Genomic DNA, 25935 nt, shown 5'->3' on the forward strand with positions numbered 1-25935 from the left:
TCCAGATGAGCGGTGTAGAACCTTCATCTTCGGGAGGCCTCGACCCCTACCCCGGCACCGACGCACCCACCCCCACCGACACCGCCGCGGCTCGACCTACACCCTCAACTGAGAAGAGCCGGTTCACCTCATCTCGAATCGTGTAGTGCGTGGGAGAATGTCATTGTGCAGCGGAAGCTAAAAGAAAGGCGTTAGAAAAATGCTTGCTAGAGATTTCGCGGCAGTGCTCGGAGAACTTGAACCGCAATTACCACTTTCAGACTCACTGGAAAGGGCAGATCAAGAATCTCCTCGCTGGTATTTCTCACAGCGCACTCACCTTGTTGGCTACATCTCGCGTAAGGCGTACGAAGACTGGGATACCCTCGACGTTTCTAAGGTGTGGAGCGGTATCACTCGACCTGAAGCCAGGCTGTGGGTGATTGAAGCTCTCGGCATGATTGGCTCCGAAGGGCATGAAGTCGTCAACACGCTGCTGAACGACCTTCCTTACGGCACAGGTCGTGGAAAATACCAGGCGCACCGTGAGTATCTGGAGCAACGCTATCCACTTAAATCCATCGTCGAAGCTGCCACAGTCATCTTCAACCGCCTAAAAATTGCCGACAAGCAGCGCTACCAGAATTAAATCCCGATAGGGATCACATCATCAATCGTGAGATGCAGTGCTGGTTTGGCGAGGCCGTTTTCTTGCCGCCAGCATTCGATGAGGTCGAGTAGATAGCCGAAGCACAGTAAACCCACCTCCGCCTGGGTGAGGTGGAGGTGGGCTAGGGCGATGTATTCGAGACGGGTGAATGCGGCCTCGTCCGACTCGCCACTCACTTGGCTGGCGGTGTTTCTGCGGCTTTTGGGTCAGGCTCGGAAACAATCGCTCGGCGTGTGCCTTCCTCAAGCGCCGCAGTGATCGCGGACTTGTATCCAGTCAGGTCAGCCGGCACAGTGAGCAGCTCAACGACCTCGGTCGATAGTTCTTCGCGCTTGTCGTCAGGGTGCTGGAGGTTCCAGATAGCGACGTCTTGGTTAGCGAGCAGGCAGATCAGCCAGATAACTTCTTCGATGGCTTGCTCAAAGTTCTCCGACTTCATGAGCTTGTCACCCAAATGATCTAGCCCGCCATACCGGGCAGCAATCTCACGGGTCGCGCGGATGGTGAGCCGTAGCTGATAGTCCTGGCCGTTAATTGTGATCACCGAGGCGGGCTTTGGCTGCTTCTTGGTGCTCATGCTCCCACCTCCATGCTGCCGAAGCTGGGCTCATAAACAGCGTTGTACCAGTCGGTGATCACGCTGCTGGTAGCGGTTGCTTCATCGGCTTCGGCTTTCCACGGATGCTTACCAGCGCTGTCGGGTTTGTTGCGGCGCAGGATCGTGCCCTCAATCTCTGGGGTAGAAAACTCGATAGAGTCACCCTTTGTCGTGAGGCTTGTGGCTGGTACTGCGAATTTGACGCGGTAGAGCCAGAAGTAGCGGTAGGTGCCGTTTGCTTTCGCAGCTCGAAACGCGATAGCCACACCAGAACCTCCATCCTCGGTGGCCGATACCAGTACCTTGTTGCCGTCTACTCGTGCGCCGATTAGGTCGGCTGCCACGGCTGCGCCGATGTCGTCGATACCGAGGGTGATGGTGCCGGACTTAAACTCTTTGACGATTTCGGAGGCTCCACCATCGGCGTAGAGGATCGCCTCGGCTAGCTCCACGGACAGCTCAGCGCTGATGGCGGCTCTTCCCAATCAGCGGTGTAGGTGTCGTTTGAACCCGCCGGCTTCCAGGAGGCTGCGCGATGTAGTGGGTGAGGTTGCGGATGCCCTGGGCGGTGCTGCGCAGGTGTTCCAGGCGGCCGTTGATTGCTTCTGTGGGGTCGTTGGATGTGCCAGGGCGGTCGAAGGACGCGAGCACGTCGTCGGCGCGTCGAGTCAGGGTGCATCCCGGGCGGGCGATCTCGGGCAGCCCGGTTGGGACACCGGTGGCGATGGTGTCGATGAGCGCGGTCATGGTGGCTTTCCCGGTCGTTCGGTCGGGGTCGCGGTGGGCGGCGATCATCTGCTGATAGACGTTCCAGGTGACCTCGACCGCGGTATGACGCTCATCGGCGAACAAGTCCTGCAGGCGCGTCTTCGCCTGGTCGGTGAGCAGGTCGGCGCCGGTGTGCAGGCTGTGACGGGCCCGGTACAGCGGGTCGCCGGCGCGGCCAGGGCGGTCGAAGATGTTCTGCTGGGTGCGACGTTGGCACTCGTCCAGGGTATCGGCGGCCAGGTGGACCATGTGGAAGGGGTCCATCACCGTCACCGCCTGTGGGACCTTCTCGACGGCAGCGGTCTTGAAACCCGTGAATTCGTCCATGGCGATGGCCTCGATGCCATCGCGCCGGGCCTGGTCGCGCCAGGCCTGCCAGGTCTTGAACACGGCCTTGGACCGGCCCTCGATCATGTCGAGCAGCCGAGCGGTCCCGGTCCCGTCGCGTACACTGGTGACACCACCGATCCTGCGCGACGACACGGCAGGCCAGCACCGCCCGATCCTGGTCCACGCGTTGCCCGCCGGCCTGCAGGCCCAGGTCATCCAGCCCGGCGAAGGTGGTCACGTCGGGGGTAGTGAAGGTAGCGTCGCGCATGTCGAGGTCTTCCAGATGAGCGGTGTAGAACCTTCATCTTCGGGAGGCCTCGACCCCTACCCCGGCACCGACGCACCCACCCCCACCGACACCGCCGCGGCTCGACCTACACCCTCAACTGAGAAGAGCCAGGTTATTTAGCGCTGAAAAGTTCAAAGGGCCCGACCCCCATGTCCACTTTCCGGGGGTCGAGCCCAAGATCACCTCGAGGTATCATTATGTCGATACTGTTCAAAAGCCGCATAACGGCTTGGACAGGAGCAAGATGTCAACACTCGATATTGACAAAGCATTAGACGCGATCACCGATTGGCAGGAGGAGTCATACATCCACCTGCACAAGAATCCCGAACTCTCGATGCAGGAAACTGAAACTTGCGACTTCATCGAAGCCGAGCTGGAAAAGCTGGGCTACCAGGTGCAGCGGATCGGTGGGGGAGTTGTTGGTGTCCTAGAAAACGGTAAGGGAGCTACTGTCCTTTTCCGGGCCGACATCGACGCCCTGCCAGTTAAAGAAAGCACTGGCTTTGAGTACGCCTCGACGATTACCCGAACTGACGAAAACGGTAACGAGGTGCCTGTGATGCACGCCTGCGGCCATGATTTCCACATCGTGGCCAACCTCGGTGCCGCCCGCATCCTCTCCGAAAACACCGATGCCTGGAGCGGCACCCACATCGCGCTGTTCCAGCCCGGCGAGGAGACAGCGGCCGGCGCCAAATCCATGGTCGAGGACGGCCTGGTTGATAAGCTGCCCAAGCCCGACGTCGCCCTGGGCCAGCACGTCCTCGCTGGCCCGATGCGTTCGGGGCAGGTTGGCACCCATGTCGGCCCCATTCTGTCGACCGGCGCTTCAATCAAGGTGACTTTGCATGGCAAGGGCTCTCACGGCTCCATGCCGCACTTGGGAGTGGACCCGGTGGTTCTGGCGTCGGCTATCGTCTTGCGGCTACAGACGGTGGTTTCGCGTGAGATCAACCCGTTCAGCATGGCGGTGCTGACGGTAGGCTCGGTTCAGGCCGGGTCGAAGTCGAACATTATTCCCGACTCGGCGCAGCTTCTGATTAATATCCGTGCGTACGATATGGGCGTCCGTGAGCAACTGCTGGCCGGCATCAAGCGCGTCGTCGTCGCTGAATGCGAAGCCGCCAACTGCCCTCAGGCCCCCGAATTTGAGGTTTACGATTCCTACCCGCTCACCGACAACGACGTCGCGACAACCGAGAAGGTGACCAAGGCGTTCGTCGATCACTTCGGTGCCGATCGCGTGATGGATTGCGGCGAGGTATCCGCGTCGGAAGATTTCAGCTTCATCCCTGATGCGTTCGGAATCGACTACTGCTACTGGGGCTTCGGCGGATTCGAAGCTGGAGCCCAGACGTACCCCAACCATAACCCTGCGTTCGGGCCGGTCATGCAGCCGACCCTGCGCACAGGAACCGAAGCGGCGATCGTCGCGTGCCTGGCATGGCTGAAGGAGTAAATGATGACAACAACGACCGAAAAGGCCGGCTACCAGGGAACTGAGAAGCTGCTGTGGGGCGTTGTGCTCGCGGTGGTGACGTTCTGGCTGTTTGCCGGCACCGCGGCCACCGTCGCACCGAACATCATGGCCGACATCGGGACAGACAATATCGATGCGGCGGGCATGAATCTGGCGGTGTCGATCACCGGCCTGTGTTCCGGCCTGTTCATGGTGTTGATGGGCGGCCTGGCCGACCGGATCGGGCGTGTCAAGATCACGCTCATTGGCATTTTGTTGAACGCTACTGGCTCGTTGCTCACTGTCTTCGCCTCTGGCGGCTTGGCGCTCCCGTTGCTGCTGGCTGGTCGAGCTATTCAAGGCCTCGGAGCTGCCTGTATCATGCCGGCGTCGATGGCTCTGGTTAAGGCGTATTGGGACGGCCCTGCCCGTCAGCGCGCGGTGTCGATGTGGTCCATTGGCTCCTGGGGCGGCTCGGGCCTGGCTGCGATCTTCGGCGGTTCCGTCGTCAACTTCGTAGGCTGGCGCGGTATCTTCATCGCATCGATCATCATCTCGGTGATTTCGTTCTTGATGATCCTCGGTACTCCTGAAAATAAGGTCGCCGAGCCTACCCACAAGAAGTTTGACGCGCCCGGCCTGGCGTTGTTCATCGTTGGTACCCTTGGCCTGATGATCGTGCTGCTGTACGGTTCCAAGCTGGGCTGGTCCAGCTTCACGACCCTTGGCCTGGCACTGCTGGCAGTCGTGGCATACGTCTTGTTCGTTCAATGGGAACGCAAGCAATCCAACCCGTTCATCGACTTCGCGTTATTCAAGAACACCACTTTCACGGGCGCCACGATCTCGAACTTCCTGGTCAACGGCACCATCGGTATGCTGATCATTAGCCAGCAGGTCATCCAGCTAGCAGGCCACAAGGCTGACGGCTCTTTGTACACGCCGTTCGATGCGGGTCTGCTCTCGCTTGGTTATGGCGTGTGTATCATCGCGTTCATCCGAATTGGCGAAAAGCTGCTACAGCGCTTCGGGCCGCGGAAGCCAATGATCTGGGGTTGCTTTATCACCATCGTGTCGTGCGTGATGCTCATGATGACCCATCTGCTCATTGGGCAGTACGTCATTCTCGCAATCATCGCCTACTGCCTATTCGGCCTCGGCCTGGCGTTCTACGCGACGCCATCAACCGATGCCGCGCTGGCAAACCTGCCGGCCGCCCAGGCCGGTTCCGGCGCTGGCATCTACAAGATGGCGTCCTCGCTCGGTGGTGCAATCGGCACCGCTATTTCGCTGGCAGTTTTCTACGGCCTGCAGGGCGCCCAGGTGCCCGACCTGATTACCATGACTGGGCGCAGTGATAACACCTCCCTACGCCTCGCCGCGATGGTGGCACTTGGTGTTTCGTTGGTATTCCTGTTGACAGCGATCGTCTCCATCACCACCACTGTCCCGAAGGGCGGCGGATCTGCTAATGGACCCGAGGAAACTCCGGATCCCGAACCGCAGGTGCTTCCCGACGACGAGCGGCAAGAGATCCTTGATCAGCTGGCTAACCTCCCGATTGAGGAGCTAAGAAAGCTGGTTCGCTCCTAGTACGTTCAACATACGTAGATGTCGGGTGCATGAACCTAGCAAAAGGATTCATGCACCCGATGTCCCATTTACCATCACGAAACGGCCTGATCGCGAGGAAAGTTTGTGATCAGGTCCCTCTTCATTTCATAGGGGAACCGCTCGTTGGTAGTCATTGCGGCACTCATTCGTTGAGAGTCCGTCCTACGACGGACGCGCCGTTCACCCTCTCGGCCACCCTCGAGCAAGCAAATGGGGTGGGAGCGCTCGGCTCCCACCCCATTTGCTTCGGGGTTCACGTCTGCTTTATCGCAGCCCCGGACATTCGCCTGTCACTTGTGACGGCGCGCGAGTGCTACACCACCGATGCCGACCACGGCGCTTAGAGCGACCAGCGCGAGAAGGGCGGGAGTGTCAGCACCGGTTGCGGCCAGACCGGTAGCGACCCTGGCAGCCACAGGTGTCGCGGTGGACTTTTCGCTGAAGCTTTCCGCCTTCGTTTCGGGCTCCGCAGGAGCCGCGGTGATTGCCAGTGCCGTGCTGGCGGATCCGCCTTGGGCACCGGTGACCGACAGGGTGTAGGTAGCAGCCTCCGTTTCCTTCCCGACGGTCCAGTTCAGCGTCGCAACGCCCTCGGCATCTACGGTTGCGGTGCCGAGCAGGCCGAGGGAACCGGCGCTGAAGCTTGCCGAATCGCCCGGCTGAAGGCCGGTCGCCGTCAAGATGAGTGCTGAACCGGCACCGCTCGTGGCAAGTGAGTCAGCAGGTGCGTTCGCAGGGTGAACGGAGAGGGAGGCCTCGGGAAGGGTCGCGATGCTCGCCACGGTGGTGTCGTCCGCCGCGCGCGCATCGTTATTTCGGCCGTATGCGGTGGCATCAATGGAAAGGACGAGCGGATCGTCAGTTTCATTGAGGGACAGTGCTCCCGAACGATTCTCAGTAGAGGTCGCGCTCGAGCGGGCAGCGGAGCGCAGCTCAGCCGGATCGATCTCCTCGGTGGTGACCGTGACATCGCCGTCGAAGGATCCGTCGGCATCTTGCGACAGCTTCGGCAAGAGGGCATCGACAGCGGCGTTGTCCGAAGCCACGTTCAAGAGGACGGAGGTGGCGGGACCGGTGACGTGCGCACGCACGATGAAGGGGTCGCGGATCGAAGTCGCGTCGGAGAACTCCTTCCAGGTTTTTCCCGCGTCGGTTGAATAGCTGAGCGTCACCTCGGCAGATGGCTGGTCCTCCAAGACCGCTCCGAGAGCGTTGACGAGGCCGTGACCGCGGTATTCACTGCCATCGGTCGGTTCCGCCAGGCGTGAGTAGAGCTGTTCCGCTTGTCGGTAGAGCACTTCCTTCGTTTCGGTGGCACTGCGAGTCGGATCGACTCCGCGCAGGAGCGCAACGACACCGGCGACGTGTGGTGATGCCATCGAGGTGCCGCTAATTGTTCCGTAGTAGTTGCGGCTGGCTGGGAAGGTTGAGTAAATCGATGAGCCGGGAGCTGCGACCTCAATGTTCTTTACGCCGTAGTTGGAGAAACGCGAACGTGACAGGGTCGCGGTCGCGGCATCGGCGTTATAGGGGCGTGCAACTGCGGAAACGGTGACAACCGAATCGAGCATCGCGGGGATGTCGAGGCCGTTGCTGACGTCACGTCCTTTGATGACATTATCCGCGCCCACATCGTTAGGAGACTCGTCGTCCGTCGTGGGGTGGTCGAGGTCGTGGCTCGAATTACCGGCGGCCACGACGTTTACAACGTCATGATCATCGGCGTACTGGACTGCTCGCGTGACGACTTCGAGGCCCGCTGCCTGGGTGGGTTCGTTCGGAAGCCAGTAGGCCCAAGGATCGACGTAGTAGCTGTTGTTGGTCACATCGAAGTTGTGATCGGCGGCCCAGACAAATGCGCAAACCACGTACTCGGGGTAGAAGAGTCCTTCAGAATTCGAGGTTTTGACGGCTGCCAAGGTCGTGTGCGGGGCGACACCATCGACTCCGATCCCGTTGTGTGCGGCGGCGATGGTTCCGGCGACGTGAGTGCCGTGGTAGTGATCGTCAGCCCAGTTCTCCACACCCTGCCTCGGGATGCCGTTGTACTGGCAGCCAACCGATAGATCGGTATTGATCTGATCCTTGAGGTCCGGGTGGTCCGGAGCGATGCCTGTGTCCAGGACGCCGACGACGACAGGATCGAGCTCAACATCGACCTTCTGAGCTTCGATCGCTCCGATTGCGCTAAGGCCCCAGGCTTGTGAGGAAGAAGGGTCTGGAGTGAAGTCTTCAAGCTGTGAACCATCGGCGAGGCCGGTTGATGCGCGTTCGTTGGCGGCCGCGCGTGTTGTGGGATTCTCGAGAGGCACGACCACTTCGTCGCCTGTGACAGCGGCCTGTCGTGTCGGGCCGATGGAGTCGAAGGTGATACCCGCGGCATTCAGCGCCTGGCTGAGATCCTCGGCGAATTGCGGGTCAACGGATTGGATGAAGAAGCTTGAGAACTGAGGGTATTTCTGCAGTGAAACACCCCATTGCTCGGCCAGGCTGACGGCCTGGTCAAAGGATGCGGCAGTGGTGCCTGTGGTGAGATTTACGGCGTAGTTCATCGGCTTACCGTCGGTGGTGAAAGCCGGGGAAGTGATCGAACGAGCCGATGAGCTCACGGAGTCTTCCGCGAGAGCCGGTGAGACGACTCCGAGACCGAGAGTCGCGAGTACTCCGGCTGCGGTCGCAACGGCTATGCGACGTGGTGCAAAGTGTGCAGCCAAGTTATCGTCCTTTTCTTCTGGATTGATGGGGACGATACGATCATTCACGAATCGACTGCGCACCAGAGACATTACCCAGCCTTTGAACAAATTTGACTTTAGAAATATCTGCTGCATAACATCTAAAGTTGTGTGCCCCGCATAGTGCTGCCGTGGGTCATGCTCAACAGCACGAGATTCACCGCGTGATTCTTGAAGGCATCTGCGCACCTCCCGCGAGATACCTCGCGAAGAACTATCCATGAGTTCTAGCCGATCGCACCGCTCGTTTTCGTCTTGTCACCTGATCCGTGTGCATGTGGGCGGCCCAATGTTGCTCCTCATCGAGGGGGCTCCAGACGCGTATGCGCCTTCTTATACTGATCGAGTGCCTGCGACCCGGAAGGAGGTGCCCTGCGATGAATGTTGAAGGTGACGCGGCAATGACCTTCGCTCAGTTGCATGCTGGGCAGTGCCTCCGGGGACTTGTGCCCGGCCAGGACGTCACGCTCATCGCGATCGGACCGATCGACGAGGGCGTCTTCGAGATCTTCTACCGTGAGGCTTCAGGGGTGAGCGGAGCTCGCACGGTCACCGATGCCGATTTTGTTCAGGTCAAAGTTCTCAGTGACGCAGATACAGCTCCCGCTTTCGATGCCGATCCCGATGAATTCCGCTTGGCAGCTGAGGCTCTGCGGATCCAGTACGCCGCCCTGTACGACCCCTTGGCCGCCGTGAACAGCTCGGATGTTGATCCGCTTCCGCATCAGATCCGCGCCGTGTACGAGGAGCTCCTTCCTCGTATTCCCTTGCGATTCCTCCTCGCTGATGATCCAGGTGCCGGCAAGACCGTGATGGCAGGCCTGTATCTCAAAGAGATGATCCTGCGCTCGGATTGCGAACGCGCCCTCATCGTTGCTCCGGGGGGCCTCGTCGAGCAGTGGCGTGAGGAACTGAGCGAGAAGTTCGACCTCCACTTCGATGTTTTCACTCGCACGATGATCGACGATGCCCAGGGGCGCAATGTCTTTGCCGAGCACCCCTTCCTCATCGCTCGCATGGACCAGCTGTCGCGCAGCGAGGACCTCATGGAACAGCTCGGTGAGGTGAATTGGGATGTTGCGGTCGTCGACGAGGCGCACAGGATGTCCGCCCACTACTCCTCATGGAGGGGCGAGGTCGATGAGACGAAGCGCTTCGCGCTCGGCCGCCTCCTGTCTCAGACCGCCCACAATTTCCTCCTCATGACAGCGACCCCTCACGCGGGCAAGGAAGAGGATTTTCAACTCTTCATGTCCCTGCTCGACCGCGATCGCTTCGAAGGACAGTTCCGCAAAGGCGTCCACCGTACCGATACTCACGGCCTCATGCGACGCATGGTGAAGGAAGACTTGCTCACCTTCGAAGGCAAGCCACTCTTCCCCGAACGCAGGGCGTACACGGTCGAGTACAAATTGAGTCCTGCTGAGCATGACCTCTACGAGCGCGTTACCGACTACGTCCGCACCGAAATGGGACGCGCAGAGCGGATTGCGCAAGCGGGCGACAAGAAGCGCGGGAACAACGTGGGCTTTGCCTTGACGGTTCTTCAACGCAGGCTTGCCTCAAGCCCCGAAGCCATCTGGCGGTCCTTGGACCGTCGGCGTTCCCGTCTTGAGAATAAGCTCCGCGAAATGCAGCAGATCGCTGACGGGGTAGAGAATTGTACCCCCCCCCGCGAATTCGTGGGGCGGAATCACAGGCAGCGTAAGCGACACCACTGACGGTCTTCCCGCCTTCTCTCTCGATGACTTCGATGACATCGACGAGGACACGACTCCGGAAGAACGCGCACATTTTGAGGAACAAGCTGAAGAGGTCATCGACCTAGCGACTGCCGCTCAGACGATCCCGGAGCTACAGGCTGAAATTACGGTCCTTACCGAACTCATCACTCTTGCTCGTCAGGTCCGACACCGAGACGATGACAAGAAGTGGGTCGAACTCCGCTCGATTCTTGACGAGCAGCTTCTCGCTCCGGGCAGGACTAGCGAAGCCCGCAAGATCATTGTCTTCACGGAGCATCGCGACACGCTCGAATACCTGGAATCGAAGATCACCACCCTCTTCGGCCGGGCAGATTCGGTGGTGACGATCCACGGCGGCACACGCCGTGAGGATCGCAAGCTTGCACGTGAACGCTTCACCCACGACCCGGACACGGTCGTCCTCCTTGCGACCGATGCTGCGGGCGAGGGGCTCAACCTGCAGCGTGCCCACCTCATGGTGAACTACGACCTTCCGTGGAATCCGAACCGGATCGAGCAACGCTTCGGCCGTATTCACCGCATCGGGCAACGCGAGGTCTGCCATCTGTGGAACCTGGTCGCAAAGGATACGCGTGAGGGTGATGTCTTCACTCGTTTGCTCGGCAAGATCGAGCAGATGTCAGCGGCCTACGAGGGCAATCTCTTCAATGTCCTCGGAGAAGAGGATGCTTTCGAGGAGCGGTCCTTGCGTGACCTTCTTATCGAGGCAATCCGGTATGGGGATCAGCCTCAGGTGAAGGCGAAGCTCGATCGGATCATTGATTCGAGCGTGTCCGATGGCCTTCATGAAATGGTCACCGAGCGGGCACTCCACCCGGAGATGTTCTCCTCCCTGGATCTTGATGAAGTCCGGGCTCGAATGGAACGGGCACGCGAGCGCCGCCTCCAGCCCGGCTACATCGCTGCCTTCTTCATCCCGGCCTTCACCCGTCTGGGCGGGCGCATTTTCCGAAGAGAACGGGGCCGCTACGAAATCACACGGGTTCCGAGCCGCGTGATTGAGACGGCTCGACGCCTCAATAGGTGGGCTCCGCTGCCCGAGCAGTACGAGCGCGTCACCTTCGAGCGTTCCCTCATGCATCCCGATGGCCAGCTTGATGCTGCGCTTATTGCTCCAGGGCATCCGCTTCTCGATGCACTCATCGAGCTGACGATCGAGGATCTCGGGGACACCTTGGAGCGGGGCACGGTGCTCGTTGATCGGCGCCCCAGTCAGGCCGAGGCGCCGATGCTCATGCTCAGCGTCGAGCAGCGCATCGAAACCTCCTCGCATGACACTGCGGAACGACATTTCGACTATCCGCTCATTGCCGAGGACGGGACGGTGACCCTTGCTGGTGTTCCCCCGTACATGGAGTATGACCGCCCCGATCCCGCAGAGGCTGAGGGAATCGCAAGGATTCGCGCGAGCGAGTGGGCCTTGGGCAGCCATGACAAGGCGGCGAGGGCGTTCGCCTTCCGTGAGGGGTTGCAGCCTCGCCTTCATGAGCTCGTCGAGCGCACGAGCCTCGAAACTGAACGAACCCGGGCACAGGTGCGGGCGCGCCTGAGGGCGGAAATCAACCACTGGGATCATGAGTTCAATCGTCTTGAACTCCTTGAGCGTCAAGGAACTGTTGGGCGCCTGCGCGCGGAGACCGCGTGGGCTCGCGCCCGAGAGTTGGATGAGCGTTTGCAGCGTCGAATGATCGAACTCGACGGGGCGACAAAATTCCTCGCAACCCCGGCCATTATCCGAGGCAGGGCGCTCGTCATTCCCAGTCACCTCCTGGAAGAGTCGCAGGCAGAGGCAGGTGTTTTCGGGCGTGAGCGACTCGAAGAGGTGGAGCGTCGGGCCGTCGAAGCGGTCCTTCGCGCCGAACGGACCCTTGGCCGAAACCCGGTGGAGATGCCGCGCAACAACCCCGGTTACGACATTGCCTCGACTGATGGTGAGGGACGCATCCACTACATCGAAGTGAAGGGGCGGATCGAAGGATCGGACACCTTCACGATCACGACGAATGAAGTGACCTTCGCGCATACGCAGGGGGATCGTCATCGCCTCGCCCTCGTCGAGGTATCGGCGCAGAGCTCAGCGCTTGATCGTCTGCGCTACGTGCGTCATGCCTTTTCTCATCTTGAGCCCTCTGCGACGACGCGTTCCTACAACGAAGTGTGGGCCGACTACTGGGCGCGCGGAGGCCCTGCGCAATGACACCGCACTCCTCTCCTTCCACCTCCACTCTCAACAAAGGAAAAAACGTGACGAGCACGCCGAAGAAGAAGCTCATCGAAACCTCCCTGCCTTTGGAGGCGATCAATGCGGCGTCCATCCGTGAGAAGTCAATTCGGCACGGGCACCCGTCGACGCTGCACCTTTACTGGTCACGTAAGCCCTTGGCGACTGCACGAGCGATTCTCTTTGCGCAGCTCGTTGACGACCCGGCTTCACGTCCCGAGGAATTCCCCACCATCGAGGCCCAAGATGCAGAGCGGGCGCGCCTCCATTCCCTCATGGAACGCCTCGTCGTCTGGGAGAACAGCTGGGATGAGACCTTGCTTGAGCAGGCGCGAGAGGAGATCCGTAAATCGAACGGGGGTAAGCTTCCCGCTGTTCTCGATCCCTTCGCTGGTGGAGGCTCCATTCCCTTGGAGGCACAGCGCCTCGGTCTTGCGGCTCACGCCTCAGACCTCAATCCCCTCGCGCTGCTCATCAATAAGGCCCTCGTCGAGATTCCACCGCGCTTCACGGGTGCTAAACCCATCCATCCGGGTGGTGGTGCTCAGCGTTTCTACGAGCGGGCGCAGGGCCTTGCCGAAGACGTCCGCTATTACGGGACGTGGATGCGCAACGAGGCCGAAGCCCGCATTGGTCACCTCTACCCGAAAGCAGTGGGGCCCGATGGCAGCGAGTACACCGTGATCGCCTGGAAGTGGGCGCGCACTGTTCGCAGCCCCAATCCGGCGAACCCCATTGAGGTGCCGCTCGTGAACTCGTGGTGGCTGAGTAAGAAGAAGGGCAAGGAAGCGTGGGTGCGCGCCTTTGTCGAGGATGGGCAGGTGCGCTACGAGGTTGTCCACAATGCCGAGGGGCCACGTGGTGATGATGAATGGACGATCAAACACGGGAAAGGCGCACGAGCTGTTGGGGATGGGACTCCGTTCAGCTACGACTACATTCGCGAAGAAGGCCGTGCCGGACGTATAGGTGCGCATCTCCTTGCTGTTGTTGCTGAAGGGGTAAGGGGGAGGCTCTACATCTCCCCGAATGAAGAACACGCGGCTGCAGCGCAAGTTGGCCGACCCGATGGCATTGACGATGGTCAAATCGCGGATAATCCCAGGTGGTTCTCTCCACCAGCATACGGAATGGCCTCGTTTTCCGATCTTTTTACACACCGTCAGCTTGTGGCAATGATGACCCTCAGTGACCTTGTTGAAGAGGCTCGCGAGCGAGTAGAGGCGGATGCGCTCGCGGCAGGACTCCCATTGGGAGAGCGTTTGGAGGAGGGAGGTTCGGGTGCCCGGGCCTATGCCGATGCTGTCGCGACCTACCTGGCGCTTGGCGTAAGTCGATTGTCGGATCGGTCGGCAAGCTTGTGTAGCTGGGATTCGAGTCGTGAAAGCGTCAGAAATGTATTTGCGCGTCAAGCAATCCCCATGGTGTGGGACTATGCCGAAGCGAACCCCTTCTCCTCTTCATCCGGCAACTTCCTCGGGCAGATCGAGTGGGTAGCGAAAGCTGTCGAGTACGCCCCGGCTGTTGCCAAAGGTGTCGCCACTCAGATCAGTGCCTCCCAGCGTGACTATTCGAATCTTGTGATCTCGACCGATCCTCCCTACTACGACAATATTGGCTACTCCGACCTCTCCGATTTTTTCTACGTGTGGCTGCGTCGCAGCCTGCGCGGAATTCACACCAAGGTTGTCGGCACAATGCTCACCCCCAAGGCCGAAGAGCTCGTTGCTAATCCCTATCGTCACGACGGGAAAGACGGCGCCGCGCGCTTCTTTGTCGAAGGCTTCAACTCCGTCTTCGCCCGAATTCGCCAAGGTGCCCTCCCCTCGGTACCCCTCACGGTCTACTACGCCTACAAGCAGCAGGACGCGGATTCTGAGGGCACGACCTCGACGGGCTGGCACACCCTGCTCGACGGACTCATTTCCACCGGATGGGAAATCACAGCGACCTGGCCCGTGCGCAGCGAATTGTCGAACCGGATGCTCTCCCAAGGAACAAATGCCCTCGCCTCCTCGATCGTCCTCGCCTGTCGGCCCCGACCTGAAAACGCCGAATCCACAACGCGTCGCGGCTTCGTCGCACGCCTCAAATCCGAACTCCCCGAAGCCCTGCGCACCCTCATGCAAGGCGGCATCGCCCCCGTCGACCTCGCACAAGCAGCCATTGGGCCCGGGATCTCCGTCTTCTCCCGATACGCGCGTGTACGCGAAGCCGACGGCTCCGACATGAAGGTGCGCGACGCGCTCCTCCTCATCAACGCCACCCTCGACGACGTCCTCGGAGAACAAGAATCCGACTTCGACCCCGACACCCGCTTTGCCGTCAAGTGGTACCGCCAATACGGGTGGAGCGAAGAGAACTCCGGGATCGCCGACCAGCTGGCCCGCTCCTCCGACACTTCGATCGGCGCCTTGGAGCGCGGAGGCATCTTCGAAGCTAAAGGTGGCAAAGCCCGACTCCTTGCACCGAGCCAACTCGGCGGCGAGTGGGACGCCCTCGCCGATGAGCGCGTGAGCGTCTGGGAAGCGACGGTGCGCCTCGCGGCACTCATGGACTCTCGCGGAATTGACGCCGTCGCTGCGGCACTCGCCGAAGCCCGCACGCGGATCAATGCGGACGCCATCAAAGAACTCGGATTCCTCCTCTTCCACGAGGCGGAAAAGAAGAAGGACACCGCAGACGCCCTCCTCTTCAACGGTCTTGTGAGCGCCTGGGCAGACCTCAGCGAACACGCTCGACACATCGACCCGAGCCGACGCTCCACCCAACAATCCTTCACCTTCGACGAAGAGGACTGACCATGGCGATGAATAACAGGGACAGAGTCAGCAAGGGATTCGACCTACTCTGCGAAGGCCTTCAAGACATCGTCGACGATGTCATGACCCGCATCTACAGGAGCGCCGACTGGCCGAACATGTGGGCAGAAGAAGACGCTCAGCGCCGCGGAACCCCGGTGCGTCCGATGGTGAAACACGACGTCCAAGTCCAACTGCGCGCCATTACTGAACGCGGACGAGAATTCAAAGACATCCTCTCCCGACCCCAACAAAGCTTCGCCTCCGAACTGCGCGAAACCCGCAACCTCTGGGCCCACGGCGAAGCCTTCAACTCCGAGGACACAGCCCGCGCCCTCGACACCATCGAACGCCTCCTACGCGCCGTCGACGCAAACGACTCCGCCGACGACGCACACAAACTCCGCGCCGACCTCCAACGAAGCGTCTACGAAGACCAAACCCGCAAACAGGTCAAACGCGCCGCCGTCTCCCTCGAACCCGGATCCGGCCTCAAACCCTGGCGCGAAGTCATCCGCCCCCACGACGACGTCGCACGCGGAGAATTCACCGCCTCCGAATTCGCCGCCGACCTCCACCTCGTCCACACAGGCCAAGCAGTCGGCGACGAATACGCCAACCCCGTCGAATTCTTCACCCGCACCTACCTCACCGAAGGCCTGCGTGACCTACTGTCGCGAGCACTACGACGCCTCAGCGGCGACACCGGCGCAAGCCCCGTCATCAACCTCCAAACGAACTTCGGCGGCGGCAAAACCCACTCCATGCTCGCCCTCTACCACCTCTTCAGCGGAACATCCGCCAGCGCCTTCCCTCAAGAAGTCCAAGAACTCATCACAGACAACGGCAACCCCAACCTCGCCCATCTCGGAGTACAGCGCGTCGCCCTCGTCGGTACCTACCTCAAAGCCGGATCGCCCCAGATCAAGCCCGACGGGACCGAAGTGCGCACACTCTGGGGCGAACTCGCCTGGCAACTCGGCGGACGAGAAGCCTACGAAATCATCGCCGAAGACGATCGAGCGGGCACCAACCCCGGCGAAGCACTGCGCACCCTCATCCAGCGATACTCACCCGCACTCATCCTCATCGATGAATGGGTCGCCTACGCGCGCCAGCTCGTCACCGACAAAGAACTCCCCGCAGGCTCCTTCGACACCCAATTCACCTTCGCTCAATCCCTCACCGAAATCGTGAGATCCGTACCCGGCGTCATGCTCGTCGTCTCCATCCCCGCCTCCGACGCCGGAACCGACGGGAAAGGCAACGACATCGAGATCGGCGGAACAAACGGCCAACTCGCCCTCGAACGCCTCCAAAACGTCATCCGCCGAGTCGCCGACCAATGGCGCCCCTCCAGCAAAGACGAATCCTTCGAGATCGTCAGGCGCCGCCTCTTCCAAGAACCCAACGCCGCCGGACTCGCAACGATCTCCACCGTGGCCCGAAGCTTCGCCAACCTCTACCGCAACAACACCGCACTCTTCCCCCGCGACGCCGCCTCACCCAACGACGACTACGAAAAGCGGATCCGCGCCTCATACCCCCTGCACCCCGAACTCCTCGACCGCCTCTACGAAGACTGGTCAGCACTCGAACGATTCCAACGCACCCGCGGCGTCCTCAAACTCGTCTCCTCGATCGTCCACGAACTATGGGCACAAGGCGACACCTCGGCGCTCATCCTCCCCGGCAACGTCCCCCTCGACGCAACCACCGTCAACACGGACCTCACCCAATACCTCGAAGACCAGTGGAAACCGATCATTGACGCCGACATCGACGGTACCGGATCCACCGCGCACCACATCGACCTCGACCGCCCGAACCTCGGACAACGATTCGTCACCCAAAGAATCGCCCGCACGATCTTCCTCGGCGCAGCCCCCCGGACAACCAGCACTCGGAAGGGAATCGACAAGCAATACGTCTGGCTCGGTACGGCCGTTCCCGGTGACACCCTCGGCAACTTCGGCAGCGCCCTCGAACTGCTCGCCCAACGCTCCGCATACTTCTACGAAGAACAAGGCCACTACTGGTTCGACACACAGCCCTCCGTCACAAAGACCGCAAACGACTACGCTGAACGCCTCCGGGAAGACCCCGAAACCGTATGGAACGAGATCGCCGAGCGCCTCAAGAGCGAAGAACGCGAAAGCAGCGTCTTTTCCAGGGTGCACATCGCCCCCGCCTCCTCGGCAGAAATCCCCGACCTTGAAGACACCCGACTTGTCATCGCGCACCCCAGGTACGTAAGACGCAGACAAGACGGAGACGACTCGGCCGCGCACACCTGGGTGCGCGAAGCCATCGAAACAAAAGGCGCGAGCCAACGCATCCACCGCAACGCCCTCATCTTCCTGCTCGCCGACAAGACAGCACTGGAAAGCCTCGAGGCAGCGACGCGCAGCTACCTCGGCTGGAAACGCGTTCAAGCAACCAGCGACACGCTCAACCTCACCGCCCAACAGCGCAAACAAACCGACGATTCGGTCGCCCGATTCAACCAGACGGTGTCCGATCGGATTCGAGACACCTTCGTTTGGGCGCTCTACCCCGAACAGCTCGACGCCACGAAGCCCTTCGAACTCGTTTCAGAGCGGGTGCCCGACTCCGGCGGTCGATCGCTCGCCGAACGAGTGAGCACCAAACTCCGACGAGAAGATCAACTCATCACCGAGCTCGGCGCCCCAATCCTCGGAGCGACACTCCACACCGAACTGCGGACACTGTGGGACGAGCGCGGAGAGATCAGCGTCGGGGAACTCTGGGGGTACTTCACCCGCTATCCGTACATGCCGCGACTCGTGCAGCGCGACGTCCTCGACAGGGCGATCGAGCACGCACTCTCGGACGCGGTCCTCATCGGAGACGAACAATTCGCAATCGCTGCAGGGAAAGATCCCGAAAGCGGACGATACCAAGGCCTCATCATCCCGCCGGACACCACCGCGAGAATCCAGATCACGGATTCGACGCTCCTGGTCGACATGGGGCGCGCCTCCCGCCAAGCAGAAGAAGACCAGCGTCGCGCCGCTGCCGCGCAGGCCCACGACGATCCGAGTACTTCTCCCGGACAGTCGGGGAGTGAGCACACAGGGAACGGCGAACCCGGAGCGGCATTGCCCGAACAGGGGGCGGATGCTGGGCCGCACAGCACAGCCAGCTCAGCGACGACGGCACCTGCGACCCTGCCAACGCCAACGCCAACGCCAACGCCGAAGACACGATTCTTCGGATCGGTATCGGTCGACGCAGATCACTACGCACGCCACATTGGAAGCATCAGCCGCGAAATGATCGACTTCCTCGCGGCCTCAGGAGCAAGCCTGGAGATCACGATCGACATTCAGGCCAGCAAGCCCGAAGGATTCACCGACGTGGAAATGAGGACCATCAAGGAGAACGCGAGCGTGCTCCGCTTCGATGCCAGTTGCGGGTTTGAGGGGCGGTAGGCGGACGGACTCGGAGCGCATGTCGCTCCGAGTCCGTGCTCGTAACGATCAAAGAGATGCCTGGCTTGCTCAGTTGGCGCGTGGAGCTTGACGGGGGGCATATCGACGACGAGGTGAGTGGACCTTTTCTGGGACGTCCAGTGACAATGGACTTGAGTGGGAGAGTGCACTGTCCAAACGGCGTGAATGTGTGCCGAAATGGCATAGAATCATGCCATAAACACCGGCCCCTCTCACGTACCACTCGGCTGCGGCCACCGGTACGCGATGGGCCGGTTTTCATGTTCCGATGGGGGTCAGATTCCGTGAAGTACGCCAAGCCTCATATCCCCTATGACCAGCAGGTGGCACTGCTGCGCAGTCGCGGTCTCGCCGTGGAAGATCCAGAGCGTGCTATCCAAGACCTCAAGAGGATCGGGTATTACAGACTGTCGGGATACCTGTACCCCTTCAGGAGAATCGATCCAGAACGTCAAGCAACGGGCAAGAGGACACGACCTCAGCGCCTCGACTCCTTCGTTGATGGCGCATCCCTCGAGGACGGTGTTCGGCTCCACGACTTTGATCACAGGCTTGCCCAGGTACTCCTCGATGGCATCCAGCAGATCGAGATCGGTCTGCGCGTAAAGATCGGGTACGTTCTGGGCAAACACGGCCCATTCGCTCACCTGGACACCGCGGAGCTCGGGCCTCAGGCTCTTCAAGAGCATCGGCGCATTGCTGGTCGGAGTCGCTACGACGTGTGGCGCCGAGAGTACGACGATCAGCAAGCTAAGGCTGAGCGCGGTAAGCACGAGTTCGTCCTACACTTCGTTGAGCGCTACAACGGTGAGGTGCCGATTTGGGCGGCGACTGAGTTCATGACGATGGGCTGTCTTGTCAGTCTCTTGGGCCTCATGGAGCGCAAAGACCAGCGCACAATTGCCAGAGAGCTGAGCCTGAAAAACCAGGATGTTCTCCGGGGGTGGCTGCGACCGCTCAATGTGCTACGCAATCACTGTGCCCACGGCAATCGAGTATGGAACCGTCCCGTCGTGTTCCAATCGGATCGCCTCAATCTCAATATGTTGAGTTCTCCCGACTTCCTAGCTCATCTTGAGGCTTCCTCGAAGGCGCCGGTGGATCACCGCGTCTATTTCCATTCAGCGACGGCCGCTTATCTCCTCAAGGCGATCAACCCGAACACCTCGTGGCCTACGAAGTTCGTCGAGGTCATGACGACTTTTCCTCACTCGGTCGAAGCACTTGGTCTCAGTGCTCAGACGATGATGGGATTCCCAGAGGATTGGCGCCGTGAAGACCTTTGGAACTAGGGAGGGGATATCAACGTCGCGGTCCAGTGTCATGGCCTTCAACCGTCAGATCGCGCGCGAGAGCCGCATTCCGCTCACGCAGAGCGATGGCGAGCCGAATGCGGAGTCCCTTGCCGCGCTCGAAGAAGCCCGCGAAGTCGGTACGCGCGGCACATCCCGCTTTGCTGATGCTGACGAAATGTTCGAGGCCCTCGGAATCTGAAAGAACTCCGCTCCGAGTGGAAAAGGGCGGGGCCCCACCCGCATGACAGCCCTCGATGACAGGTGTTCGAGTTTGAGAGGCGTCCCCGACGTCCTCGCGTTCTGCAACCGCTCAGGCCAGTACCTGCCCGCCGAAGCCATCAATGACCGCATCGAGCACCTTGACTGCTCTGCTTTGAGCTTCCCGAACCTGACGAACGACATCAACCTCGCTACTCGAAGCTGGTCGCTTCAGGAACCCCCACACACTCTTGCGATGAGCTCGTACACCCGTCTCTTTCCGATGCTCGGAGGCAAGGGTCCGCGGCTCACTGCCATTCCCACAGCGCCGACACCGGCACGCCGTAGAGGCCGGGGGCGTCATCGCAGCGGCGGTCGCCGCAGGAATCGTTAGCCGCCAGATCGTCGAGGACTTCTCCGATAACGTCAAGCTGTGGAAGTCCGTCACGGACGAGCCTCTCGCCGACTGAATCCTCCAAGGGGCCATGGCGCAATTGGTAGCGCACCTGCTTTGCAAGCAGGAGGTTACGAGTTCGAGTCCCATTGGCTCCACCATCACGAAACGGGCCGATCGCAATGAAAGAGTGCGCTCGGCCTGTTGTTCACGTCCTCAGCCTCTCCCGCCTCAGGCTTCCGAGATCGCGACGACGTGGCCGTCGGGGTCGAGGGCGTAGCCGACGGTCTCACCCCAGGCTCGCGGGCCGAGCGGTAACAGCGTCCGTCCCCCTGCGAGTTCGACGCGATGCAGCCAGGCGGCCGCATCGGGGCGGCGCAGGTAGAGCTCACACCGCTGTCCCTGCGAGGCAGACAGTTCAGGGATCATCGCGGCCATGTCATCGAAGGGCATGAGCCCCAAGGTGACGCCGCCAAGGTCGAATTCGGTCATCCCGGGGACGTCCAACGATGGAGTGTCCTCCAGCACCGCAGCATAGAAATCGCGGGCTCGTCCCTGGTCGGCGACGTAGAGAATGACGCTGTTGGCATGCATGACGGCAGTATCTGCGCAGCCTTCATCGGCGACAAGCCTCGTCCCGAATCCAGGCGTTTCGCTGCTGAGTTTTCATAGATTCGCTGTATGCGTTTCGTGGTTTCGCTGAGTCTCTGCCAGCAGTTCGACAGCTGCTCCTCGCGGCCGTGCTACCGTTTGCCCATGATCGCCTGACGCCCTCGGCCCTGCCGACACGCTTCCCCCTTTCCGCATCGATGCGTCCAGGAGCCCCCGTGCCCGCGATCACCCTCACTGAACTCAGCTTCTCCTACACCGCCGAGCCCCTCCTCGAAGGCGTCTCCCTCACCGTCGTCAACGGCGAACGCGCCTGCCTCATCGGGCCGAACGGCTGCGGCAAAACAACCCTCCTCAACATCGTCACCGGCGACCTCGTCCCGCGCAGCGGCTCAGCCGAAATCACGGGCGTCGAGGGCGGGGCGGCCGGCCTGCGCCGGGCCCCCGACGTCCTCACGATGACCGGGACCGTCGGCGACTACCTTGATGCTGCGACCGAGCCGATCCGTGCCCTCTCCTCCCGCTTCGACGAGGTGAACGCCGCCCTCGCCACCAGCCCGTCTCCCGCCGAAGAACGGCGCCTCGCCCGCGAATTCGACGAGCTCCTCGCCCGGATGGAAGCCGCCGACGTGTGGAGCCTCGACGCGCGCATCGAAGAGACCCTCGCCGGACTAGGCCTCAGCCTCCTCGCAGGCGAAGACGGGAAGGAGCGTGACCTGTCGACACTCTCACCCGGCCAGCGCGGCCGCCTCGAACTCGCCGCCACCCTGTTGGCCGCCCCATCCGTCCTCGTCCTCGACGAACCGACGAACCACCTCGACGCCGAAGCCGCGCGCTTCCTTTCCGCACTCCTCCGAGACTTCCACGGCCCGATCCTCTTCGCGAGCCACGACCGCGCCTTCATTGACGAGACCGCGACCGTCCTCCTCGACCTCGACACCGCGCCCTGGCAGGCACTCCTCACAGCCACGGGCGGAGGTGTCCTCCCGGGCGTCCAACGCTGCGCAGGCGGATACGCCGACTACCTCGAACGCAAAGCGGCGGCCCGAGCCGGACACGTCCAACTCCACGCCGCCCAGCAGGAGGAGAAGAAGCAGATCCGCGCCCACCGCCGCTCCGCCGAAGACATCAAAGAGGGCGGCATCCGACTCAAGGAAGCGAAGGGCAAAGAGAAGAAGTTCTTCGCCGACCGCGCCTCCAAAACAATGACCCGCAGGACCCGGGGCGACGACCGGAAGATGGAGGCCCTCACACACCGTGAGGTCCGCAAACCCCGCGAATACCTCCTCAGGATGGACCTCCCTCCCGTCGGCGAGGCGAGCGGAACACTCGCCCTCGCGATCCGGAAAGCGCATGTGCCCGGACGCCTCGCGCCGATCACCTGCGACCTGCGCGCCGGCGAGCACCTCCTCCTCACCGGCCCGAACGGCTCGGGCAAATCGACACTCCTCCAATGGATCGCGAGCAGCACGCCCCCGACACCGGATTCGACCGGGACCATCGATCCGGGAGGCCGCCTCGCCCTCGTCCCCCAGCGCCTCCCCGCCCCCGGCGACCCCGGCCTCGACCCCGAGACCTGGGAAGCGGGCATCGGGGAACTCGGCGCCGGGATCCTCCACCCCTCCATGTGGCACCGCCCGATCGCCGAACTCTCAGCGGGCAACCAGCGGCGCGTCCAACTCGCCCTCGCCGTCGCCGCATCCCCCGAGATCCTCATCGTTGACGAGCCGACGAACTACCTCGACCTCGACTCCATCGAAGCGCTCGAGGGCGCGCTCGCGGACTGGAACGGGACCCTCCTCGTCGCGAGCCACGACCGCTGGCTCCTCGACCACTGGGCGGGGGAGAGGATCGAGCTCGAGCCCGCGCGCTGAGGCGATGAGCGGGGTCCGCTCATGCCACGAGGTTGTTGAGGCGGAGACAGGGGTGGCAGCAACTCGGACTCTTCCTCGGTTCTCGGTGTCAACAATTCGAGCATTGATGCGAGTGGCCGTGTCTACAACTCGGACACCCCGACGAGGCGGCGCGTCGACAAGTCGGTCATCCGCTGCTGTATATCGACCTTCAGAGGGCCTCAGGGTCTTCCAAAGTCCGAGTTGTCGCCGAACCCCTGCCGCGCCCGAGGGGAGAGGGCTTGCGAAGGGACTGCGCGCCTATCCTGGGGACGATCCTCCCCTGCGAAAGGCCCCCCATGTCCCGCACTCTCATCGCCGCGCCCTTCTTCTCAGTCGACGGCGCCGCGTCGAACCCCCAACGAGTTCCAGTACGACTCCTTCGACGAAGGGCTCGGCGCCTTCATGACGCGAACCCTCGAACGGATCGACGAGGTGATCCTCGGCCGCGTCACCTACGAGATGTGGGCGCCCTACTGGTCGACCTTCTCCTCCGACGGCCCCGATCAGGCATACGCCGACTTCATCAACTCCGCGACGAAGCACGTCGTCTCGCGGACCCTCGCGCCCGAAGATCTCACCCTCGTCGTCCACCCGGCGATCGTCGGCGCCTCAGGGGGCGGCCCTTCGAGGGCGCGGCCCCGACCCGTCTGCGCCTCCTCAGCGTAGAGACGACGGAGAAGGGGAACATCCTCGCGACCTACGGGCCCTTCAAGGACTGAGGGCCCCGCCCTCGGACGCCGTCCCTGTGACGCACTCTTCACCTCGCGGGGCGGCACCGATCTGCGGTGGGCCCGGAATCGTGAGAGGGTGGAAGCACGGCGGAACCTCCGCCGAAATCATTCCGTCAACGAAAGGGAGCCGCATGGGAATCCTCGGCTACATCATCCTCGGCCTCGTCGTCGGCGCCATCGCGAAGGCCATCATGCCGGGTCGTGCGGGGGAGGGCTGGGGCTCGAACCTCGTCATCGGCGTCATCGGCGCGATCGTCGGCGGCTGGATCGGCAACTTCGTCTTCAACGTCGGCCTCGGCTCGTTCTGGAACCTCCGGACCTGGATCCTCTCGATCGTCGGTGCGATCGTCGTGCTCGCGATCTGGGGTGCGATCAAGGGCAGGAAGTGACCCTTCAGCGTTGAGGGGCGGCGGAAGGAGGGGTCCTTCCGCCGCCCTTTTGCTCATCCGGCGACGGGTTCATTCCGCCGAGGGAGCGGTTGATCCGACCGAGTGCGAGAAGGGCCGGCGACAAGTCGGGCATTGGTGCGGGTGGCCGTGTCTGCAAGTCGGACACCCCCACGAGGCGGTGCGTCGACAAGTCGGTCATCCGCTGCCGTATATCGACCTTCAGAGGGCGTCAGGTTCTTCCAAAGTCCGAGTTGTTGCCGGGGGTGCCTGGCCTGGTGTCCGAGTTGTTGCCGGGTGCCCTTCGCCCAGCGTCCGAGTCGCCGCCAGCGGAGGCCTCCGCGAGGCCCGAGTCGCCGCCAAAGCCCCCGCGCGCCCCGCGCAGCGTCGGACGGATGCGATGCAGGCCGATCGTTCCCACCCGCAGCAATGACTGAAGGATGAATCTGCGGGTCTCCGGGTCCATGCCCGCCAAGCGCGATCGGATCTCCGGGATGTTCCGCTGCCATGAATCCGCCAGATCATCGACCGTCGTGACCCCGGGAATCGTCACCAGCTCGTAGACCGCATTGATGAGGGCCTCCCGCTCCGCCTCGTCATGACGGGCCAACCACTCGGCGAGCGTCCCCTGAATATGCCTCGCATCGATGGTCAGGCCCTCAAGGCACTCGAAGTCCTCGCCGAGGATCACCCATGAGAACGGGTCGTGCTGCCAGGGGCCGACACGGGTCGAGCGCACGACGCCGTAAGGCACCGAATGGTCGAGGAACATCCCCACGACGGAGGACTGGGGAACGGTCATGTCGATCCGGTCGGCGATGGCGACGAATTCGGGACGCTCGAGCACGGATGGGAGGAAGCCGGGTCCATCATGCGAATACACCCGAAGAAGACGCTCTCCGAGGAGCTGCTGGTTGGCAGCGGCGGCTGCGATCGCAAGATTCCCGCCCTTCGAATGACCTCCGACGAGGATCCTCGCCCTCGTGTCCGACGCGACCCGCCGGAGATAGCGGGCCGCCGCCTCCTGCGCGGGCACAGGGAAACGGAAGGTCATGTTGAAGTCCTCCTTCCACCCGACGAGCGTGCGGTCGGTCCCGCGGAAGGCCACGTAGACGAGGTCGTCGCCGAGGATGTAGGTCGCAGCGGCGAACTGCATCTGCGCATCGGCATCGACCTCGTCGACGCAGCGGCACTGGACGAGGTCGCGGAATCGGGGGCTCGACCCCATCGCGAGGAGGAGGCGTTTCGACCTCTGCGGATCCCACAGGGGTGAGAAGTACGCGGGGAAGGCTTCAGCGCGCAGGAGCTCCTGGAAGCGCACTCCCTCGGCAGTCGCGGCCTCGGGAACGTCGCCGAGGACCCGCAAGTAGGAGGCCCAGGACAGGACGAGGGAATCGACCGGCGTGAAGGTTTCGAGGGCGAGCGGCTCGAAGGCGCGTTCGACGTAGTCGATGAGATCCTCGGTCTTGGCCACGGCTCCTCCTCGAATCGGGTCTGTGGAAAGACTAGGCCTGCGCGGATCGGGAGGTCTCGGGTATTGCCCGTCGCCCGGGGTTCAGCGGTCGGGTGGCGACAAGTCGGTCGGGGTCCGTCAGTCGGGTGGTAACAAGTCGGTCGGGACTCATCAGTCGGGTGGCAACAAGTCGGTCGGGACTCATCAGTCGGGTGGCAACAAGTCGGTCGGGACTCATCAGGCGGGTGGTGACAAGTCGGTCATT

21 protein-coding genes, 1 tRNA gene and 1 pseudogene are annotated in these 25935 nt (G+C 61.9%); 15 read left to right on the forward strand and 8 right to left on the reverse strand.

Annotation, left to right across the window (positions count from 1 at the left end; translation table 11 throughout):
* Nucleotides 1-199: 199 nt before the first annotated feature.
* Nucleotides 200-628 carry a hypothetical protein gene (locus tag HD592_RS00665; RefSeq protein WP_184451280.1) on the forward strand — a complete coding sequence of 143 codons (429 nt, stop codon included), beginning with the start codon at nucleotides 200-202 and terminating at the stop codon, nucleotides 626-628.
* Here HD592_RS00665 and HD592_RS00670 read toward each other — a convergent pair.
* The 4 genes and pseudogenes from HD592_RS00670 to HD592_RS00685 form a co-directional block, all read right to left on the reverse strand.
* Nucleotides 625-825 (reverse strand): hypothetical protein, encoded by a 201-nt coding sequence (locus HD592_RS00670; protein ID WP_184451281.1) that lies wholly within the window; start codon nucleotides 823-825, stop codon nucleotides 625-627. The genes HD592_RS00665 and HD592_RS00670 overlap by 4 nt on opposite strands.
* Nucleotides 822-1226, reverse strand: a complete 405-nt coding sequence (locus HD592_RS00675) for a hypothetical protein (RefSeq protein ID WP_184451282.1) — start codon at nucleotides 1224-1226, stop codon at nucleotides 822-824. The genes HD592_RS00670 and HD592_RS00675 overlap by 4 nt, the downstream gene beginning before the upstream one ends.
* Nucleotides 1223-1699, reverse strand: coding sequence for a major tail protein (locus HD592_RS00680; RefSeq protein ID WP_425503072.1), 477 nt, complete (start codon nucleotides 1697-1699; stop codon nucleotides 1223-1225). The genes HD592_RS00675 and HD592_RS00680 overlap by 4 nt, the downstream gene beginning before the upstream one ends.
* Before the next feature lie 33 nt (nucleotides 1700-1732).
* Nucleotides 1733-2474, reverse strand: a pseudogene (locus HD592_RS00685) (ISL3 family transposase); the annotation flags it as partial.
* On the opposite strand from HD592_RS00685, the gene HD592_RS12440 reads away from it, so the two are divergent.
* The 3 genes from HD592_RS12440 (at nucleotide 2470) to HD592_RS00695 (ending at nucleotide 5689) form a co-directional block, all read left to right on the forward strand.
* The gene (locus HD592_RS12440; RefSeq protein WP_343058824.1) at nucleotides 2470-2754 is read left to right on the forward strand and encodes a hypothetical protein; all 285 of its coding nucleotides are present in this window, start codon (nucleotides 2470-2472) and stop codon (nucleotides 2752-2754) included. The pseudogene HD592_RS00685 and the gene HD592_RS12440 sit on opposite strands and share 5 nt — an antisense overlap.
* Nucleotides 2755-2878: 124 nt before the next feature.
* The gene (locus HD592_RS00690; RefSeq protein ID WP_184451284.1) at nucleotides 2879-4096 is read left to right on the forward strand and encodes an amidohydrolase; all 1218 of its coding nucleotides are present in this window, start codon (nucleotides 2879-2881) and stop codon (nucleotides 4094-4096) included.
* On the forward strand, nucleotides 4097-5689 hold the full coding sequence (locus HD592_RS00695) for an MFS transporter (RefSeq protein WP_221437785.1): 1593 nt from the start codon (nucleotides 4097-4099) through the stop codon (nucleotides 5687-5689). It abuts the gene before it with no gap.
* A gap of 311 nt (nucleotides 5690-6000) precedes the next feature.
* Here the strand turns inward: HD592_RS00695 and HD592_RS00700 are convergent, their stop codons facing one another.
* A complete protein-coding gene (locus HD592_RS00700) occupies nucleotides 6001-8496 on the reverse strand; it encodes a S8 family peptidase (RefSeq protein WP_184451285.1) in 2496 nt (831 codons plus the stop codon).
* Nucleotides 8497-8822: 326 nt separating this feature from the next.
* Here HD592_RS00700 and HD592_RS00705 point away from each other — a divergent pair, with 326 nt between their 5' ends.
* Nucleotides 8823-10166 carry a DEAD/DEAH box helicase gene (locus HD592_RS00705; protein ID WP_184451286.1) on the forward strand — a complete coding sequence of 448 codons (1344 nt, stop codon included), beginning with the start codon at nucleotides 8823-8825 and terminating at the stop codon, nucleotides 10164-10166.
* A 133-nt stretch (nucleotides 10167-10299) separates the two neighbouring features.
* On the opposite strand, the gene HD592_RS11860 is transcribed toward HD592_RS00705, so the two are convergent.
* Nucleotides 10300-10542 (reverse strand): hypothetical protein, encoded by a 243-nt coding sequence (locus tag HD592_RS11860; protein WP_221437786.1) that lies wholly within the window; start codon nucleotides 10540-10542, stop codon nucleotides 10300-10302.
* On the opposite strand from HD592_RS11860, the gene HD592_RS00710 reads away from it, so the two are divergent.
* From HD592_RS00710 to HD592_RS00740, 7 genes are all read left to right on the forward strand, one after another.
* Nucleotides 10450-12408 (forward strand): helicase-related protein, encoded by a 1959-nt coding sequence (locus HD592_RS00710; protein ID WP_343058810.1) that lies wholly within the window; start codon nucleotides 10450-10452, stop codon nucleotides 12406-12408. The genes HD592_RS11860 and HD592_RS00710 overlap by 93 nt on opposite strands.
* 47 nt (nucleotides 12409-12455) lie before the next feature.
* Nucleotides 12456-15233, forward strand: coding sequence for a DUF1156 domain-containing protein (locus tag HD592_RS00715; RefSeq protein WP_343058695.1), 2778 nt, complete (start codon nucleotides 12456-12458; stop codon nucleotides 15231-15233).
* Nucleotides 15234-15235: 2 nt separating this feature from the next.
* Nucleotides 15236-18688: a DUF499 domain-containing protein gene (locus HD592_RS00720; protein WP_184451288.1), complete on the forward strand. Its 3453-nt coding sequence runs from the start codon at nucleotides 15236-15238 to the stop codon at nucleotides 18686-18688.
* Between the two features lie 305 nt (nucleotides 18689-18993).
* Nucleotides 18994-20001, forward strand: a complete 1008-nt coding sequence (locus HD592_RS00725) for an Abi family protein (RefSeq protein ID WP_184451289.1) — start codon at nucleotides 18994-18996, stop codon at nucleotides 19999-20001.
* A 31-nt stretch (nucleotides 20002-20032) separates the two neighbouring features.
* Entirely contained in the window at nucleotides 20033-20203 is a 171-nt protein-coding gene (locus tag HD592_RS00730) for a hypothetical protein (protein WP_184451290.1), read from the forward strand.
* Between the two features lie 400 nt (nucleotides 20204-20603).
* A complete protein-coding gene (locus tag HD592_RS12535) occupies nucleotides 20604-20672 on the forward strand; it encodes a hypothetical protein (RefSeq protein ID WP_425503116.1) in 69 nt (22 codons plus the stop codon).
* Between the two features lie 9 nt (nucleotides 20673-20681).
* Nucleotides 20682-20757 (forward strand) — tRNA-Ala (locus HD592_RS00740).
* 70 nt (nucleotides 20758-20827) lie between these two features.
* Here HD592_RS00740 and HD592_RS00745 read toward each other — a convergent pair.
* On the reverse strand, nucleotides 20828-21190 hold the full coding sequence (locus HD592_RS00745) for a VOC family protein (RefSeq protein WP_184451292.1): 363 nt from the start codon (nucleotides 21188-21190) through the stop codon (nucleotides 20828-20830).
* Nucleotides 21191-21423: 233 nt separating this feature from the next.
* On the opposite strand from HD592_RS00745, the gene HD592_RS00750 reads away from it, so the two are divergent.
* From HD592_RS00750 to HD592_RS00760, 3 genes are all read left to right on the forward strand, one after another.
* Complete coding sequence (locus HD592_RS00750; RefSeq protein ID WP_184451293.1) at nucleotides 21424-23079, forward strand: ATP-binding cassette domain-containing protein; 1656 nt, start codon at nucleotides 21424-21426, stop codon at nucleotides 23077-23079.
* Between the two features lie 423 nt (nucleotides 23080-23502).
* Nucleotides 23503-23766, forward strand: a complete 264-nt coding sequence (locus tag HD592_RS11870; RefSeq protein WP_221437788.1) for a dihydrofolate reductase family protein — start codon at nucleotides 23503-23505, stop codon at nucleotides 23764-23766.
* Nucleotides 23767-23962: 196 nt separating this feature from the next.
* Nucleotides 23963-24220, forward strand: a complete 258-nt coding sequence (locus tag HD592_RS00760) for a GlsB/YeaQ/YmgE family stress response membrane protein (RefSeq protein ID WP_184451294.1) — start codon at nucleotides 23963-23965, stop codon at nucleotides 24218-24220.
* 229 nt (nucleotides 24221-24449) lie between these two features.
* Here HD592_RS00760 and HD592_RS00765 read toward each other — a convergent pair whose 3' ends face one another.
* Complete coding sequence (locus HD592_RS00765; RefSeq protein WP_184451295.1) at nucleotides 24450-25691, reverse strand: Mbeg1-like protein; 1242 nt, start codon at nucleotides 25689-25691, stop codon at nucleotides 24450-24452.
* Between the last annotated feature and the right edge of the window lie 244 nt (nucleotides 25692-25935).

Origin of the sequence: Schaalia hyovaginalis (assembly GCF_014208035.1) — a bacterium.
In the GTDB taxonomy this organism is placed as follows: Bacteria; Actinomycetota; Actinomycetes; order Actinomycetales; family Actinomycetaceae; genus Pauljensenia; species Pauljensenia hyovaginalis.

What these genes read in the sequence shown, in the direction of transcription:
- HD592_RS00705 (WP_184451286.1), top strand. Translation starts at nt 8,823, where the DNA reads ATGAATGTTGAAGGTGACGCGGCAATGACCTTCGCTCAGTTGCATGCT.
- HD592_RS00665 (WP_184451280.1), top strand. Translation starts at nt 200, where the DNA reads ATGCTTGCTAGAGATTTCGCGGCAGTGCTCGGAGAACTTGAACCGCAA.
- HD592_RS00700 (WP_184451285.1), bottom strand. Translation starts at nt 8,496, where the DNA reads ATGTCTCTGGTGCGCAGTCGATTCGTGAATGATCGTATCGTCCCCATC.
- HD592_RS11870 (WP_221437788.1), top strand. Translation starts at nt 23,503, where the DNA reads ATGACGCGAACCCTCGAACGGATCGACGAGGTGATCCTCGGCCGCGTC.
- HD592_RS00760 (WP_184451294.1), top strand. Translation starts at nt 23,963, where the DNA reads ATGGGAATCCTCGGCTACATCATCCTCGGCCTCGTCGTCGGCGCCATC.
- HD592_RS00730 (WP_184451290.1), top strand. Translation starts at nt 20,033, where the DNA reads ATGGCCTTCAACCGTCAGATCGCGCGCGAGAGCCGCATTCCGCTCACG.
- HD592_RS00690 (WP_184451284.1), top strand. Translation starts at nt 2,879, where the DNA reads ATGTCAACACTCGATATTGACAAAGCATTAGACGCGATCACCGATTGG.
- HD592_RS00675 (WP_184451282.1), bottom strand. Translation starts at nt 1,226, where the DNA reads ATGAGCACCAAGAAGCAGCCAAAGCCCGCCTCGGTGATCACAATTAAC.
- HD592_RS00720 (WP_184451288.1), top strand. Translation starts at nt 15,236, where the DNA reads ATGGCGATGAATAACAGGGACAGAGTCAGCAAGGGATTCGACCTACTC.
- HD592_RS00745 (WP_184451292.1), bottom strand. Translation starts at nt 21,190, where the DNA reads ATGCATGCCAACAGCGTCATTCTCTACGTCGCCGACCAGGGACGAGCC.
- HD592_RS00695 (WP_221437785.1), top strand. Translation starts at nt 4,097, where the DNA reads ATGATGACAACAACGACCGAAAAGGCCGGCTACCAGGGAACTGAGAAG.